Annotated in this window: 14 protein-coding genes and 1 tRNA gene; 9 read left to right on the top strand and 6 right to left on the bottom strand. The window is 66.2% G+C overall.

The features are described from left to right. Positions 1–68: 68 nt before the first annotated feature. From infA to purC, 6 genes are all read left to right on the top strand, one after another. On the top strand, positions 69–314 hold the full coding sequence (gene infA / locus U4960_RS05710) for a translation initiation factor IF-1 (RefSeq protein ID WP_047806247.1): 246 nt from the start codon (positions 69–71) through the stop codon (positions 312–314). Positions 315–320: 6 nt separating this feature from the next. Next, positions 321–896 carry a Maf family protein gene (locus U4960_RS05705; RefSeq protein WP_324262607.1) on the top strand — a complete coding sequence of 192 codons (576 nt, stop codon included), beginning with the start codon at positions 321–323 and terminating at the stop codon, positions 894–896. Continuing rightward, a complete protein-coding gene (locus tag U4960_RS05700; protein WP_324262606.1) occupies positions 889–1,869 on the top strand; it encodes a ribonuclease in 981 nt (326 codons plus the stop codon). Before U4960_RS05705 ends, U4960_RS05700 begins: the two co-directional genes overlap by 8 nt. Then, on the top strand, positions 1,859–2,047 hold the full coding sequence (locus U4960_RS05695; RefSeq protein WP_324262605.1) for a DNA gyrase inhibitor YacG: 189 nt from the start codon (positions 1,859–1,861) through the stop codon (positions 2,045–2,047). Before U4960_RS05700 ends, U4960_RS05695 begins: the two co-directional genes overlap by 11 nt. A gap of 108 nt (positions 2,048–2,155) precedes the next feature. Then, a tRNA-Phe gene (locus U4960_RS05690) sits at positions 2,156–2,231 on the top strand. A gap of 226 nt (positions 2,232–2,457) precedes the next feature. After that, entirely contained in the window at positions 2,458–3,264 is an 807-nt protein-coding gene (purC, locus tag U4960_RS05685) for a phosphoribosylaminoimidazolesuccinocarboxamide synthase (RefSeq protein ID WP_324262604.1), read from the top strand. A 3-nt stretch (positions 3,265–3,267) separates the two neighbouring features. Here the strand turns inward: purC and U4960_RS05680 are convergent, their stop codons facing one another. Next, positions 3,268–4,146 carry a diacylglycerol/lipid kinase family protein gene (locus U4960_RS05680; protein WP_324262603.1) on the bottom strand — a complete coding sequence of 293 codons (879 nt, stop codon included), beginning with the start codon at positions 4,144–4,146 and terminating at the stop codon, positions 3,268–3,270. Positions 4,147–4,241: 95 nt separating this feature from the next. Here U4960_RS05680 and U4960_RS05675 point away from each other — a divergent pair, with 95 nt between their 5' ends. After that, entirely contained in the window at positions 4,242–7,076 is a 2,835-nt protein-coding gene (locus tag U4960_RS05675; RefSeq protein WP_324262602.1) for a M16 family metallopeptidase, read from the top strand. On the opposite strand, the gene U4960_RS05670 is transcribed toward U4960_RS05675, so the two are convergent. Then, complete coding sequence (locus U4960_RS05670) at positions 7,063–9,945, bottom strand: CHAT domain-containing protein (RefSeq protein ID WP_324262601.1); 2,883 nt, start codon at positions 9,943–9,945, stop codon at positions 7,063–7,065. The genes U4960_RS05675 and U4960_RS05670 overlap by 14 nt on opposite strands. Positions 9,946–10,116: 171 nt before the next feature. Between U4960_RS05670 and purS the strand changes: the two genes are divergently transcribed. After that, positions 10,117–10,356, top strand: coding sequence for a phosphoribosylformylglycinamidine synthase subunit PurS (gene purS, locus U4960_RS05665; RefSeq protein ID WP_324262600.1), 240 nt, complete (start codon positions 10,117–10,119; stop codon positions 10,354–10,356). Beyond that, positions 10,356–11,042, top strand: coding sequence for a phosphoribosylformylglycinamidine synthase subunit PurQ (purQ, locus tag U4960_RS05660; protein ID WP_324262599.1), 687 nt, complete (start codon positions 10,356–10,358; stop codon positions 11,040–11,042). The genes purS and purQ overlap by 1 nt, the downstream gene beginning before the upstream one ends. Here the strand turns inward: purQ and U4960_RS05655 are convergent. The 4 genes from U4960_RS05655 to U4960_RS05640 all read right to left on the bottom strand — a co-directional run bounded on the left by U4960_RS05655 (position 11,039) and on the right by U4960_RS05640 (position 15,669). Then, on the bottom strand, positions 11,039–11,968 hold the full coding sequence (locus U4960_RS05655; RefSeq protein ID WP_324262598.1) for a putative bifunctional diguanylate cyclase/phosphodiesterase: 930 nt from the start codon (positions 11,966–11,968) through the stop codon (positions 11,039–11,041). The two genes, purQ and U4960_RS05655, sit on opposite strands and share 4 nt — an antisense overlap. Then, positions 11,865–13,391 carry a GGDEF domain-containing protein gene (locus tag U4960_RS05650; protein WP_324262597.1) on the bottom strand — a complete coding sequence of 509 codons (1,527 nt, stop codon included), beginning with the start codon at positions 13,389–13,391 and terminating at the stop codon, positions 11,865–11,867. Before U4960_RS05650 ends, U4960_RS05655 begins: the two co-directional genes overlap by 104 nt. Positions 13,392–13,464: 73 nt before the next feature. Then, a complete protein-coding gene (glmS, locus tag U4960_RS05645) occupies positions 13,465–15,288 on the bottom strand; it encodes a glutamine--fructose-6-phosphate transaminase (isomerizing) (protein WP_324262596.1) in 1,824 nt (607 codons plus the stop codon). 15 nt (positions 15,289–15,303) lie between these two features. After that, positions 15,304–15,669: a type II toxin-antitoxin system VapC family toxin gene (locus U4960_RS05640; protein WP_324262595.1), complete on the bottom strand. Its 366-nt coding sequence runs from the start codon at positions 15,667–15,669 to the stop codon at positions 15,304–15,306.

The raw sequence follows: 15,669 nt of genomic DNA, 5'->3' as shown, positions 1-15,669 counted from the left end.
TCCTTTTCCCGCGCCCCCCGCTATGGGGCGCGACCGACTGACAGCACACCAACGGAAAACGGAATTACATGGCCAAAGAAGAACTCCTCGAAATGCGCGGCAAGGTAGTGGAATTGCTGCCCAACGCGATGTTCCGGGTCGAGCTCGAAAACGGCCACGAAGTTCTTGGTCATACTGCAGGCAAGATGCGCAAGAACCGCATCCGCGTGCTGGTGGGTGACGAGGTGCTGTGCGAACTGACGCCTTATGACCTGACCAAGGCCCGCATCACCTACCGCTTCATGCCCGGACGCGGCGGCCCCGGCCCGCAGTAACCACGCGTGGGACAGCCCACACTCGTTCTCGCCTCTGCCAGCCCCCGCCGCCGCGAACTGCTGGCGCGGATCGGTATCGTGCCTGACGCAGTGGCTCCGGCTGACATCGACGAAACCCCCGGCAAGGCTGAACTGCCGCGCGACTATGCCCGCCGCATGGCGCGTGAGAAGGCGGTCGCTGCGGCATCTGACAGTGCACACGTGCTGGCCGGCGACACCGTGATTGCGGTCGGCCGACGCATCCTGCCCAAGGCAGAGGACGAAGCGACCGCACGCAAATGCCTCGAACTGATGTCCGGTCGCCGCCACCGGGTGCTGTCAGCAATCGCTCTGCGCAGCCCCGACGGAACTCTGCGCGAGCGCATGAGCGAGACGGTGGTGGTGTTCAAGCGTCTCTCGCCAGACGAAATCACCGCCTATCTCGCCAGCGGCGAATGGCACGGCAAGGCGGGCGGCTACGCCATCCAGGGAAGCGCCGAAGGGCTGATCCGGCGGATCGACGGCAGCCATTCGGGCGTGGTCGGATTGCCGCTTTACGAAACCCGCACGCTCCTGCTGGCCGCCGGATTTAGCCTTGGCTGAGTGGCTGGTGGAAGAGGGGATCGGCGAACAGCGCGCGGTCCGGATCGATGATGGACGGATCGTCGCGGCGCGAATGCAGTGGCCCGGCACGATCCCGGCAGGCGCGGTGGTCGAGGCCCTCGTCACCCACCGTTTCCCCGGCACGCATCATGCCCTCGTCCGCCTGCCGGACGGCACCGAAGCGCACGCCCGGCGCCTGCCCAAGTCAGACAGCGAAGGCACCATGGTCCGCGTGGTGGTGGAGCGCGAGGCAATGGCCGAGCGTGGGCGGCTCAAACGGGCCCAGGCCACCAGAACAGAGCTTCCGGCAAACCCCTGGCCCACTTTGGCGGACAGCCTGCAAAGCGAAGGACATTCAGTCCGCATCGTGCACCGCTTTCCGGACGAAGCCGACTGGGAGGAACTGTTTGCCGAGGCGTGGAGCGGGGAAGTTCCCTTTCACGGCGGCACCCTCTTGTTCGCCGACACCCCCGCGATGACGTTGGTAGACGTGGATGGCTATCCGGTGGAAGCGGTTTCCATGAATGCGATTCCGGCCCTCGCCGGGGCGCTGCGCCGGTTCGATCTGGCGGGCAATATCGGCATCGACTTTCCGACCCTGACGGACAAGGCGGACCGACAGGCGGTTGACCACGCACTGGCGGAAGCGCTGGCAGGGTGGCCGCACGAACGCACCTCCATGAATGGCTTCGGCTTCGTTCAGATTATCGCCCGCCTGACGCGAACTTCGATCCTGCGGCGGGTCTCCCTTTCGCGGGTTGGCGCTGCAGCGCGGATCGCCCTGCGCCGGGCCGAGCGGGTCGATGGTCCGGGCGTGACCTTGCTGACCGTGCACCCTGCGCTCAAAGCGAAGCTCAAGCCCGAATGGCTCGCCGAACTTGACCGGCGCACCGGCCGCCCCCTGCGTCTCGAAACCGATCCCGGGCTTGCACTGGAAGCGGCTTGTGCCCAGATCGTGCCGGATGAGCACTAGCGCCCGCCCCTGCCCGATCTGCCGCAAGCCGCGAGTCGCCGAGCACGCGCCGTTCTGCTCCAGCCGCTGCCGCGACCGTGACCTGGCGCAGTGGTTCGGCGACGGTTACGCCGTGCCCGGCCGTCCTGCCCTGCCCGAGGAAATCGCCGCCGAAGTGGTGCGCCAGAACGACGACTGAATTCGCAGCCACCACACCCGGCCAAACCCCCTTGCCAAAGCTGGCGCGCTTCGCCATAGGCGCGCTTCCAACCGCTCGCCGGCCAGTTTGGCCGCCCGCAGAGTGCAAGCCTCGGTAGCTCAGTTGGTAGAGCACACGATTGAAAATCGTGGTGTCGGTGGTTCGAACCCGCCCCGAGGCACCATTCTCCTCATGTTGAATTTCCTCGCTTCGCTGCGGGCGCGCGGTCGCGCTTGCGGGCCCGTGCCGGGCCCGTTCCTGTTTGCGTTTCCTCGCCAGGCTGCGGAGTGGGCGAACCCGTCTGCGCGGCAATTGCCACGTGGCCGCTTTCGCTGTATTGGCCCGACAGAGGCCCCGGCTCCGCCAAAGCGCGTGCCGGGGCGCTGCATTTCTTGCGCAAGGAAGCCCGCATGTCCCGTCGCCGCCAGATCTACGAAGGCAAGGCCAAGATCCTCTATGAAGGGCCGGAGCCGGGCACCCTGATCCAGTACTTCAAGGATGATGCCACCGCCTTCAACGCGGAGAAACGCGGCACGATCAACGGCAAGGGCGTGATCAACAACCGCATCAGCGAATATGTCTTCACCCGGCTCGCCCACATCGGCATCCCGACCCACTTCATCCGCCGCCTCAACATGCGCGAACAGCTGGTGCGGCAGGTCGAGATCATCCCGATCGAGGTGGTGGTGCGCAACATCGCGGCCGGCAGCATTTCCAAGCGCCTCGGCATTCCCGAAGGCGATCCGTTGCCGCACACCCTGATCGAATACTATTACAAGGACGATGCCCTGGGTGATCCCCTGATCTCCGAGGAACATATCGCCTGCTTCAACTGGGCCGGCCCGGAAGAGATGCAGGACATCGCCAGCATGGCCATCCGCATCAACGACTTCATGAGCGGCATGTTCGCCGCGATCGACATCCGCCTGGTCGACTTCAAGCTGGAATTCGGGCGGATCTGGGATCAGGACAGCTACAGCCGCGTGATCCTGGCTGACGAAATCAGCCCCGATGGCTGCCGCCTGTGGGACATGAAGACCGGCGAAAAGCTGGACAAGGACCGCTTCCGCCGTGACCTTGGTGGTGAGGAAGAGGCCTACCAGGAAGTGGCACGGCGGCTTGGCCTGCTCGGCACGGACGAGAACGGCCCGGGCGAAGTGTTCGATTTCAACGCCCATCGCGGGCGCCTGCGCACCAGCCCCAAGCCGAAGAAATAACCGCTAGACGCAGTAGGCCAGCGCGAGATTGCTCGGGCCGATGGCATAGGCGCAGCCCGGCATGTGGTCACCGTCGACCTGCACCGGGCTGACGCAGCGGTCGAACTCGATCCGGCGGCAGGTGCGGATTTCCGCCAGTCCCAGCCGGTCGACCGACAGGTGCAGCATGGCCGCGCCGGTGAGGGCCAGCGCGCTGCGGCGGGTCGAACGGTTAATGGTGATCAGCTCAACCGAATCCGACAGCAATGACGCCCGCGCACTCAGCTTGAACGGCCCACCATAGAGCGCGCCGTGGGAAACGATTGCCGCCTCCGCCTCGCAGGAGAACGGCGTTCCGTCAGCCAGTTCGCCCCGGATGGACAGGGGATCACGCGGCCAGCGGCGCATCAGCCGCATCATCGCCACGACATAGGCATAGCGCCCGATCCGCCGCTTGAGCGTGCCTGAGACAGCCGCCACGGCATGGCTGTCGGGCCCGATGCTGACGCACGAGACAATCGGCATCTCGCCCAGCCGATGCAGCGGCGAGTAGACCCAGCTCTTGCTCCCAAGTTCCCAGGCAGCGGCGATCTGCGCTGCCAGCCGGGCCGGATCGCGGTGGTACCCAAGTTCCCGCGCGACCAGATTGATCGTGCCCGCCGGGGCAATCGCCAGCGGGACAGTGGCCACGGCACCGCCCATGGCCTGCACGGTATCGCGCAAGGTTCCGTCCCCGCCGTGGACGCATACCAGATCCGCATCGCCCGACAGGCGCGCGCCTTCCGGGCTGGTAGCCATCGGCCGGGCGTCGATCCCGAATGCGCGGAACGCCTCGACGAGCTGGTCGAGCCGCCGTGGCCGAAAGCTGCCCGCCGTGGGATTGTAAACGAGATCCATCTTCATCGTTGCCCGCATTAGCGCCGATGGGTTGAAAAACCGCCAAGATGGCGCCGCGCGTGTTCTTGCCGGGTTCAGCTTGGACAGGCATAGGTACCATCATGCTGAAACACCTGCTGATTGCTTCTGCCGCTGCCTTGCTGGCGGTTACTCCCCTCGCGGCCCGCGAACCTGCTTCCGAACCCGTAACCTGGGCATTCGAGCAGAGCGACCTTGCGGCGGAACAAGGCTGGATCTTCGGCCAGCTCGACAACGGCATGCGCTACGTCATCCGCCGCAACGACCGCCCGGAAGGCACTGCGCTGGTGCGGATGGAAGTCTCCGCCGGGCGGCTTGACGAGCGGGACGGCGAGCGCGGCCTCGCCCATTATGTCGAACACATGGCCTTCAACGGCTCCACCAACGTGCCTGAAGGCGAGATGGTCAAGCTGCTGGAGCGGCTCGGCCTTGCCTTCGGTGCCGACACCAATGCCGCGACCGCCTTCGACTACACCCAGTACCGGCTTGACCTGCCGCGCAACGATCCGGCCCTGCTCGATACCGCACTGATGCTGATGCGCGAGACTGCCAGCGAGCTGCTGTTCGATCCCGCCGCGGTGGAGCGCGAACGCGGCGTGATGCTGTCAGAGCGGCGCGACCGGACCACCTATGCGCTGCTCAACTCGGCCGACCAGATCGATTTCATGTTTCCCGGTTCGCGCTTTTCGAGCCGCTTTCCCGTGGGCGACCGGGAAGACGTGGCGACTGCCGATGCCGCCACGTTGAAGGGCTTCTGGCAGCGCAACTATGTACCTGCCAAGACCACGCTGGTGGTGGTCGGCGATTTCGACCCGGCCGAAGTGGAAGCGAAGATCCGCGTCCGTTTTTCCGATTGGCAACCCGCGCCCGCCGATCCTCAGCCCGATGCCGGCCCGTTTGACCCGGATTACCGCGGCGCGACCGACATCCATCTCGATCCTTCGCTTGACGAACAGGTGCTGCTTGTCCGCAACGGGCCGTGGATCGAAGAGCCCGACACCCGCGCCGCGCGCGAAGCCGATCTGCTCCGCAATCTGGCAACCGCAATCGTCAACCGCCGCCTGCAGCGGCTGGCCCTGGCCGACAACCCGCCGTTCCGTGCCGCCGGCTTCGGTACCGGAGACGTTTTCGAGACGGCGCGGCAGACCTCGCTCACCGTCAATGCCATTGACGGCCAGTGGCAGCGCGGGATGGAAGCGGCGATCGCCGAATATCGCCGCGCCATGACGTACGGTTTCTCCGAGGCCGAACTGGCGGAACAGCTTGCCCGCCTGCGCACCGCTTACGAAAATGCAGTCGCCGGGGCCGCCACGCGGACCAACGCCGCCTTCGCCAACGCCGGAATCGCACTGGCCCGCGACGGCCGGATTCCTGTCTCACCGCAAGACCAGCTGGCCCTGTTTGAAGCGGTTGCCGCGCGCGCCACCCCTGCCCTGGTGCTGGACGCCCTGAAAGGCCACGCCCTCCCGCTCGACGAGGCACTGATCCGCTATCAGGGGCGTGCCGCACCGACCGGCGGGGCAGAGGCCCTGCGGGCAGTGTTCGACACGGCCATGGCAGCGGAGGTCCTGCCGCAGGAGGCTGCGGCCAGCACTAAGTTCGCCTATACCGAATTCGGCCAGCCCGGCACCGTAGTGGCCGACAGCGTCGAACCGGCACTCGGCATCCGCACCCTGCGCTTTGCCAACGGGGTCATGCTCAATCTCAAGCGCACCGAACTGGAGCAGGACCGGGTCCGCGTGGCGCTTACGCTTGACGGCGGCAGCCTCCTCGACACCCGCGAGGCACCGCTGGCGACGGCCCTCACCGGCCTGTTCGCGTCGGGCGGTCTGGGCCAGCATTCGTTTGACGAACTCCAGTCGGTGCTGGCGGGGCGCACGGTCGGGGCATCGCTTGCCGCCGACAGCGATTCCTTCCGGATCGATGCCGCCACGACGGTGCGCGACCTGGAGCTTCAGCTACACCTGATGGCTGCCTATCTGACCGACCCCGGCTACCGCCCCGAAGCCGTCGTGCGCTACCGCAACGGGCTGGACGATTACTTTGCCCGGATCGAGGCTACCCCCCGCAGCGTCCTGTCGGTGCGCGAAGGCGAGATCCTGTCGGACAACGACCCGCGCTTTTCGCTCCAGCCGAAAGAGGCCTATGCCGCGCTCGATTTCGGTGTCCTGAAGGCCGCGCTGGGTGACCGGCTAGGCAGCGGGGCGATCGAGCTCGCGCTGGTAGGCGATATTGACGAGCAGGCTGCAATCGATCTGGTCGCGCGCACCCTTGGCGCCTTGCCGCCGCGCGAAGACCAGTTCCGCACCTATGCCGACAACCGTGACCGCAGCTTTACCGCCGACCGATCCCGCCGGGTGCTGCGCCACGGCGGCGGCGCTGACCAGGCGCTGGTCCGGCAGGTCTGGCCGACCATCGACGACAGCGATGCGGTGGCCGTGTCGACCCTGGCGCTGCTGCGGGCCGTGGTCGACCTCGAAGTGACCGAAACCCTGCGCGAAAAGCTCGGCAAGACCTACTCGCCTGGTGTCGCCAACCAGCAGAGCGATGTCTGGCCCGGCTACGGCACCTTCAGCGTGACGGCGACCGTCACGCCCGATGAGGTTGGGGCAACCAGTGCGGCCATCCGCGAAAGCCTGGCTGCCCTGCGCGCCGCCCCGGTCGATGCCGACACATTCCAGCGTGCCCGGCAGCCAATCCTAGAGCGGCTTGAAAATACGCTGAAATCCAACGCCGGGTGGCTGGCGCTGGCCCGCCGGGCACAGAGCCAGCCGGATGAGATTGGCCGGTTTCTGGATGCGAAGGCGCGTTACGAGGCGCTCACCCCGGCCGATGTGCAGGCGATGGCGCAGCGGTTCCTTGATCCGGATAGGGCAGTCGAAATCGTGATCCTCCCGAGGGAAGTCAGCGACCAATAAACACGAAGGGTGCCCACAGCAGCGGCTGTGCCGAGCCGCCCGGCCCGCCTTCGCCATCGATCATCGCCAGCATGGCCTGGCGCAGGGCCTCTGCCGGGTCTGCACCCTGGCCATAGCGCTGCATCGTCCCGATCGACAGCGCGGCGGCCGCATCGTCCCGCACCGCCCAGTGGCTGGCGAGCAGGTTGCGCCCGCCTGCGTAGAGAAAGGCCCGCGCCAGCCCCGCAAGTCCGCTGGCATCGACTCCACTGCCTGCCGCCGTGTTGCAGGCGGACAGGAGTATCCATTCGCTGTCGAGCCGCAGCCGCATGATTTCGGCGGCTGTCAGCAGTCCGTCGTCGTCCGCCGTGGGTGTAACCGCGAGCGCGGGCTCGTCGAGCCCCTCAAGCTCGCCTGCCAGCAGACCGTGCGTGGCAAAGGCCAGCACATCGGCCCGTGATACTTGCTCGGTTCGCAAGGCCGCCTCGGTTGCATCGAGGCCGGTGAGAATGGTCTGGCTGCCGACGGCGAGGGCTTCACCGATCCGGGTGAGTTCCGTCCCGCTCATCGGCAGCGCCGGCAGATCGCGCACTTGCCGGGCGAGGTTGGCCGAGCGGAATGCCTGAACCCCGCCAGAGGCCTCTGTCCCAAGCAGCGGCGCACCCACTGCAACGAAGCTGGCCAGACGGCGCGGCTCCTGACTGCGGACTTTCTCGGCCAGCGACGACACGCTTGGCAGAGTGACCAAGGCGTGCCGCCGCACCAGCCAGTCTGCCGTCTTAAGGTCCGTGCCGCCTGCCCCGGCCAGCACCGCAAAGGGCAAGGCAGACAGCGCGCCGTTGGCGGCGACCAGCATCCGCGCCTTGCCGGCCGCCAGCAGCCCCGCTTCGCCGCCGAACAGCATGGCATGAAGCTGGCGCGACAGCCCCAGATCGAACCCGGCCCCGCCCCGGACTGCATCGGGAGTGAGGCCTTCGCGCAAGCGCGCGACCATCGCAGCAAGATCGCGCGATCCGGTCTCCAGGGCGTCGACCGCCACGGCTTCGCGGGTGACCGCGAACACGGTCGTGCGCGCCTCACCGCTCGCCACCAACATCAGCACCTCGTCCGGCGCGAGAGCGGCCTGTGCCTGTGCCAGCGTCAACCGCGTGGCGGGTTCACCGGTGAACGCATCGGGCAAGACGGCCAGTACCGCTGCATTGGTCTGCTCCAGCTTCTGCTCGAGACTTTCCCGCCAGGCCTGCGCGGTCAGCCTGTCCTCAACCGATGCACCGCGCCCCGCCAGGCGCAGTTGCCGGTCAAGCGCCGCCTGCAATTCCACCCCGGCGTCCTGCCGCGCCCGGAGCAGTTCGGCCACCACCGGATCGTCCACCTGGCCCCGCAGGGCCGCATCGCGCATGGCTTGCCCGGCGGCGCCTTCGATGGCGGCCTGGGCGAGGATGAAGGCAAGCTGCTGGTCGCCTGCCGTCACCGCCGCATCGAGCGCCCAGCGGTAGCCGGCCCGGATCTCGCGGTCGCGCCCGGAACGCTGCGATCCGGTGATCTGCAATTCTGCCAGCCTTTGATCGAGCACGGCGGCGGCCGCCCGCGCCCGCGCCGCGCCGTCGGCGGCATTTCCCGATCTTGCTTCGAGCGCGGCGAGCCGGGCATCCCCCGCAGCTGTGGCGATTGCTGCGGGAGGGAAAGTCTCCGCCCGCAGCCGCTGTGCCTCTGCCTGGCTTTCGAGCGCCAGCTCCACGTTGCCAGCCGAAAGCGCCAGCTCGGCCAGCCGCTCGGCCCCGGTCAGCCGGTCGCGATGAAACGGCGGCAGCTTGTCCGCGCGCAGCTGCGCCACGGCAGCAAGTTCGGCCAGGCCCGCATCCCGTTCGCCCAGCGCAACGAGCGCGCGGGCATGGACCTCGCGCGCCAGCAGGGCGCGGTTTTCCCCTTCGCCGACGGCAGCCCGCAGCTTCTCGCTGGCCACAGAGGCCAGTGCCCGTGCTTCCTCCGCCTTGCCCCGGCGCAACAGGATATCCGCCAGTGTCGTCATGTAGTGGATCGCGCCGGGCGCCTCCCCGAACCGGGCTACCGCGATGTCGAGCGCGCGGCGCGAGGTGTTCTCGGCCTCGTCCAGCCGCCCGAGATCAGCGAGTGTGACTGCCAGCAGATTGAGGTTCGATGCCAGGAACGGGTGGTTCGCCGGGAGCACCTGTTCCAGCACCAGCTGGATCTCGCGGGCTTCGTCGATTGCCTCGTCCAGCCGCCCGGCAGCCGCAAGATAGACCCCGAGATTGGCGAAGAAGTTGGCCGGTTCGGGCGGCATCGGATCAATCAGGCGCGAGGTGGCAATAGCTGTCCGCGAAAGTTCGATCGCACGGTCATAGTTGCCGAATTCGAAGTTGGCATGGGCATAGTTGGAATAGGCGGTGGCGAGCCGCGTGTTCGGTTCGGCCGCGTCGTTTGCCAGGCGCCATGCGAGGATCTTGCGGGCCGGTTCCAGCGCATCGCCATGCTGGCCCAACGCCATGCTGAACACGACCATCGCGTTGAGCTGGTCGATCCATTCGTTTTCCCAGTCCTTGCCCGCTGTTTCCAGCACTGCCGCGGCGCGGGCAGTCCGCGCCAGTGCGCCCCTCACGTCGCCCTGGTAATAGTCCGAGACCACCTGCTCCCCTTCGATCTGGGCCAGTTCGGGCGAGCCTTCCGGGTAAAGCGTGCGGGCAAATTCGAGGATCCGGATCCATTCAGCGCGGTACGCTGCAGGATCGCTGGCTTCGTCGAGCGCGTCGGCCGCCTTGCGCATTGCCAGCAGTTCCTGGTTCTGCTGCTCCTCGGGCGGCCAGGCACGTAGAGGTGCAGTGTGCAGCGTGGCTGCGGCAAGGCCCAGCATGGCAAGCGAACGGACTGACATGGCGATTTTCCCCCGTACCTAGCGGTCATGGTGTCGCAATCGATCGGCGCAGACAAGTTACAGATTGACCCGCGCCGCCCTGTCTGCGCGGCGCAGTGGATTGCCTTGCACCGACGCCGCGCTATAGGCCTTGCGCAGCCAGCCATTTGCCAGCCATTCCGGAGTCCCGCCATGATAGTCCGCGTCCATGTCAGCCTCAAACCCGGCGTGCTCGACCCGCAGGGGCGCGCGGTCCACCATGCACTCGAAGGCCTTGGCTTTGACGGCGTGCAGGACGTCCGCATCGGGCGGCTGATCGAACTGGAAGTGGCCGATGACACCAGCGACGCTGCGCTGGACGAAATGTGCCGCAAGCTGCTGGCCAACATGGTGATCGAGAATTACCGGATCGAAAAACCGGAGACGGTGTGATGGGCGGGTTTCGCGCAGCGGTGATCACCTTTCCCGGCTCGAATTGCGACCGGGACATGGCAGACGCGCTGGAAAAGGTTTCCGGCTCCGCGCCCTTGCGCGTGTGGCACGGCGATGCCGAACTGCCGGACCGGCTGGACTTCATCGCGCTGCCCGGCGGCTTTTCTTACGGGGATTATCTCCGCTCCGGCGCCATGGCGGCGACCAGCCCGATCATGCGTTCGGTTGTGCGCGCGGCAGAGCGGGGCGTGCCGGTGCTGGGCGTGTGCAACGGCTTCCAGGTGCTGACGGAGGCCGGGCTCCTGCCGGGCGCGCTGATGCGCAATGCTGGCCAGACCTTCATCTGCCGCACCGTTTCGCTCACGGTCGAAAACAACCAGAGCCTGTTTACCGCCGGCTATGACAGCGGCGCCACCATCGCCATCCCGGTGGCGCATCACGATGGCAATTACTTTACCGATGGCGATACGCTTGACCGGCTGGAAGGCGAAGGGCGCGTGGCATTCCGCTATGCCGAGGCGGTCAACGGCTCGCAGCGCAACATCGCCGGGATTCTCAACGCCAGCGGCAATGTGCTCGGCATGATGCCCCACCCTGAGCGCGCCATCGAAACCGAGCATGGCGGCACCGACGGGCGGGCCCTGTTCGAAAGCGCGGTACGCCAGCTGGCCGGGGCGGCTGCCTAACTCGCGAGGCGCTGCGCGCGCAGGAACACGGCCTGGGCATCGCTGGCCGACATCGGCCGCCCGAAATAGTAGCCCTGGATCTTGTCGCAGCCCATCGTGCGGATCATCGCGGCCTGTTCCTCCGTCTCCACGCCCTCGGCGGTCGTGGTAAGGTCAAGGCTTTGCGCCATGGCCACCACGGCCCGGATGATGGCGAGGCTTTCCGGATCCTGCTCCGATGCGCCCTGGACAAAGCTGCGATCGACCTTGATCGTGGTGAATTGCAGCTTGCGCAGGTAGCCGAGCGAGGAATATCCGGTGCCGAAGTCGTCGAGCGCGATGCTGCACCCCAGGGCCATGCATTGCTCCAGCGCATGCCGGGCCACGTCCGCGTCACGCAGGAAGATGCTTTCGGTCACTTCCAGCTCGAGCCGGGCAGGATCAAGCCCGGTTACCGCGAGCGCGCGCACCACCATCTTGGGAAAGTCAGGCTCGACCAGCTGTTCGGCCGAGACGTTGACGTTGATCTTGACGTGGGCGGGCCAGTTGGCCGCCTCGCGGCAGGCCTGTTCCAGCACCCATTCGCCGATCGGCACGATCAGGCGCGTATCCTCCGCCAGCGGGATGAACTTGGCGGGGCTGACGAAGCCATGCTCGCCGCTGTTCCAGCGCACGAGCGCCTCGAACCCGACGACCTCTTCGCTGTTAGCGTCGACGACCGGCTGATAATTGAGGAACAGTTCCTCCCGTTCCAGCGCCCGGCGCAAGGCGAATTCGAGCTTGCGCCGCTCCTCCGCCGAGGCGTGGAGCGAGGGCTCATACTGGCAGTGGCTGCCGCCGCCTTCATCCTTGGCCCGGTAGAGCGCCAGATCGGCGTTGCGCATCAGCTCCTCGACCGTCTTGCCGTCCTTGGGGGCCTGGGCCGAGCCGACACTGGCGCCCAACATACAGGGTGTGATGGTCGATCTCGTAGGGCCTTGAGAGGCGGTCGATCACCCTCTGGGCGATCTTTTCGACCAGGCCCTGTTCCGATGCGTCGCGGATGACGATGGCGAACTCGTCACCGCCGAGACGCCCGATCAGCGCATTGTCTCCGGCCAGCTCCTTCAGGCGGCGGGAGACCTGGGCCAGCAACTGGTCCCCGACCATGTGGCCGAGCGAATCATTGATCGACTTGAACCGGTCGAGATCGATCATCAGGAAGGCGCAGCGGGTCCGCCACTGCTTGGCATAGCGCATGGCTTCACCCAGCGCCTCGTTCAGCATCAGCCGGTTAGGCAGCCCCGTGAGCGTGTCGTACCGGGCGAGATAGGCAATCTTTTCCGAAGACTCGCGCTGTTCGGTCACATCCGAACCGACCCCGCGAAAGCCGAGATGCGCCCCCTGGTCGTCCAGCATCGGCGTGCCGGAGAGTTCCCACCAGCGGTTTTCCCGGTTGATGGTGACTTTGACGATCAGGTTGGAAAAGCTCTCCCGCCGTTTCAGACGCTCGGCCAGATCATGCAGGCTTGGCGGGAACTGGCCGCTGTCCCAGGCTTCACCGGCCACGAGTTCGAAGAACGACTTGCCCTCCACATCCTCGGAAGTCCGGCCCAGGGCAAAGGCGAAGCGCGGGGAAGCCTTGCGGATGCGGCGGTGGGTGTCGACCTGCCACAGCCAGTCGGCTTCGTTTTCCTCGAATTCGCGCAGCAGGAGCGAGACGACTTCGCTCTTCTCGGCAATGGCCGCTTCGGAGAGGCGCGCCTGCAGGTAGGAACGGGAAATTTCGACGCTGCCGATCCCGATCGCCGCCGCTATCGCCACGGCTGCAAAGGCCGCTACAAATTCGCCGAGCAGTAGCGCACAGGCGACTGCCACCAAAGTCTTGACCGTGACAAAAACTATCGTCGCGGCCGGCGGGGCGGAGGCGACCAGAGTCAGCGCGGTGGCGGTGGTGGCCACGACCAGGTAACTGATCAGGAAGGCCCGGGAGTCACCGGCATGGGCCGCCAGAACCAGGGGAAGCGAGCACGCCAGAGCCACTGCCGCTGTCGCAACCAGATAGCCGGAGAGTTCGCCCGGCACCATTGCCCGCCGGTCCGTATCGGCCAGTTGCCGGTCAAGCCGGGCGTTGTGTCCCAGCACCAGCGCCAGCAGGCCCAGCCAGCCTGCCAAAAGCAAAGGATGGCCGGCTGACGCATTGGCAAGCAGCAGGAAGCTCGTCGAGACCGCGAAGATGCCGGTGCGCCAGTGAAGGTTGCGCCAGAGCTGCGGGTACTGGAAGCCGCGCAGATGGGCCCAACCTTCGCCGCCGCGGTCACCGAAACCGATGACCGCACGCGTCGCAAGACTGTCCGATAGCGCGGAAGTATGTCCCTGTCTGTCGCTCACAAGGAACGACTTAGCGGCAAAACCTTGCTAGCGCGTAAAGCCGGTTAACCGTGAAACAGGGATTTTCTGCCGCTCATTCAACGGTTACGCTTTTCGCCAGGTTGCGCGGCTGGTCAACGTCGGTGCCCTTCACGCAGGCGACGTGATAGGCAATCAGCTGAACCGGAACGGCATAGACCAGCGGCGCGATCAGGGGATGGACCCGCGGCATCTCGACGGTGGCGAGGCAGCCTTCGCCTGCTTCCGCCAGGCCTTCCGCGTCCGATACCAGCACGATCTTCCCGCCCCGCGCGCGCACTTCCTGCATATTCGACACGGTCTTTTCGAACAGTGGCCCCGATGGGGCGAGCACGATCACTGGCACAGCTTCGTCGATCAGCGCGATCGGGCCGTGCTTCATTTCCCCCGAAGCATAGCCCTCGGCGTGGATATAGCTGATTTCCTTCAGCTTGAGTGCCCCTTCAAGCGCGAGCGGGTAATCCGGGCCACGGCCAAGGTAGAGCACGTCCCGGGCAGGCGCGATCAGGTGGGCCATTGCGGCAATGTCATCATCATGCGCCAGCGCGGCGTTGAGTGCCGCAGGAGCTTCCAGCAGGTGCCGGACCACTTCCTGTTCCTCCTCGCGGCTCATCCGGCCTTTCCTGACCGCAAGGTGCGCGGCCAGGGCGGCCAGCACGGCCAGCTGGCAGGTGAAGGCCTTGGTCGAGGCCACGCCGATTTCCGGCCCGGCGTGGGTCGGCAACAGCAGGTCGGCTTCGCGTGCCATCGAACTGGTCGGCACGTTGACCACCACGCCGATGATCTGGCCATTTTCCTTGCAGTGGCGCAGCGCCGCCAGGGTATCGGCCGTTTCCCCGCTCTGGGAAATGAACAGCGCGAGGCCGCCCGGCTCCAGAACCGGATCGCGGTAACGGAATTCGGACGCCACATCGATATCAACCGGAACGCGGGCGAACTGTTCGAACCAGTACTTGGCCACCATGCCGGCATAGTAAGAAGTGCCGCACGCAACGATGGTGATCCGGCGCACGGCCGAGATGTCGAAATCGATCTGCGGCAGGGCAACCGCGTTGTCAGCCCGGTGGATGTAGGAGGCGAGCGTCTGGGCGACCACGGTCGGCTGCTCGAAGATCTCCTTCTGCATGAAGTGGCGGTAATTGCCCTTCTCGACCGCAGCGGCGGATGCCCCCGAAATGGTGACTTCCCGCGTCACCGGGTTATTGTCCTTGTCGAAAATCTCGGCCCCCTCGCGGGTCACGATCACCCAGTCACCTTCATCGAGGTAGGTGATCCGTTGGGTCAGCGGGGCGAGCGCCAGCGCGTCGGAGCCGAGATAGGTCTCGCCCTCGCCCCAGCCGACCACCAGCGGCGATCCGAGCCGCGCGCCGATCAGCATGTCGGGATGTTCGCGGAAAGCGATGGCCAGCGCGAAGGCCCCGCGCAGGCGCGGCAGGACCGCCTTGATCGCCTCCTGCGGGCTGGCACCGCGCTCGACCTCGGCGGACACAAGGTGTGCAACCACTTCGGTGTCGGTCTCGCTTTCGAGGGTGCGTCCGGCACGCTGCAGCTCGTCACGCAGGGGCTTGAAGTTCTCGATGATGCCGTTGTGGACCAGCGCCACGGCGCCGGTTGCATGGGGATGCGCATTGGCAGCGGTGGGGGAGCCATGGGTGGCCCAGCGGGTGTGGGCGATCCCGATCAGGCCGGGCGCTGGATTGCGCTCCAGCTCGGCAACCAGGTGAAGCAGCTTGCCCGGAGCGCGGCGGCGCACGAGGTGGCCATCGTCGATCGTGCAGACCCCGGCACTGTCATAGCCGCGATACTCCATCCGCCTGAGGCCATCGACCAGTCGCTCTGCCACCGGCTCCTTGCCGACAATGCCGATAATTCCACACATGCATAATTGCTTTCACTAGAGTGTATAGGGCACCCGGACCCCCGGCATCGCTGCCGGAAAATCCTTGGTATTTCGTGTAATCAGGATCGATCCGTTCACCTGCGCGGTCGCGAGAATATAGGCATCCAGAAGTTTCATTTTCGCGCGGTGGCGGATTTCGGCTGCTGCCAGGGCAATTCGTGCGTCAACCTCCACCACTTCGAACGGGGCGATTGCCTGCCGGATAACGTCGCGCCGCTCCATCGCTTCGCCGGCAAGGACTTCAGTCCAGACGATGCGGCTGATGCGATGGCGATTATAGCGCGACAGCTCGGCAATCGCCTGCGGGCGATCCGTCAGCCAGTCAACCAGGATGTTGGTGTCGAAAAAGGGGTCGGACAT

This window comes from Altererythrobacter sp. H2 (assembly GCF_035319885.1).
Taxonomy (GTDB): Bacteria; Pseudomonadota; Alphaproteobacteria; order Sphingomonadales; family Sphingomonadaceae; genus 34-65-8.
Note: the sequence above shows the minus strand (reverse complement) of the source record. Positions and strands in the feature narration are given on the sequence as shown.